At 55.6% G+C, this 576-nt stretch carries 1 protein-coding gene; it reads left to right on the top strand.

Annotation, left to right across the window (positions count from 1 at the left end; translation table 11 throughout):
* Positions 1-411: hypothetical protein (locus CKO36_RS19455; protein WP_207161532.1), on the top strand; the 411-nt coding region annotated here is incomplete at its 5' end.
* Positions 412-576: the final 165 nt, after the last annotated feature.

Here is a 576-nt window from a genome sequence, read left to right as displayed (position 1 = left end):
CTCACTTCGATGGTGATCTCTTCGCCCGAACGCCGAACAACCGTGGCCATGATCGCTCCTCGCCTCATCATTTACAGAGGCTTAGAGCATACTCCTCGAAATAACATCTTGTCGAGGCCGCACCCTTCTTGGATGGGCTTCGGCACGCCTTCGAAATTGCTGAACTTGCCTTCAGTCGTCTTGCAGCAGGACTGCCTGCACTTTTGGACGCGCAGTCTAAGTCGGCATTGCCGAAGAGCTTCGCGCCATACTATTTGGATGCTTGGGCTTTCGTTGATGCTGTCGACCGACTATGGGTTCTATGGAAACTCCAGCCCGGGGCTGAAGGAATACCCGAGCCGTTCAATCCCACCAGTGTTGAAAACGACCTCCAAGCCATTCGGAAAATCCGGAACGTATCCGATCATTTAGCGCAGAAAGCCGATCAGATCGTTTCGTTGAAAGCTTCAGCGTTGGTGCGCCAAGCGAAGCTTGGCGCTTCTTGCCGGGTGAAAGTCCCGGTCGGGTAAGGGCTAGCCACCCACCCGTATCGCGTGTTGCGCCTCTGGCGGATAGCGACGCTCTGGTCGGGAGACT

It is taken from the genome of Rhabdochromatium marinum (genome assembly GCF_016583795.1).
Taxonomy (GTDB): domain Bacteria; phylum Pseudomonadota; class Gammaproteobacteria; order Chromatiales; family Chromatiaceae; genus Rhabdochromatium; species Rhabdochromatium marinum.
This window is presented reverse-complemented; position numbering and strand designations above follow the sequence as displayed.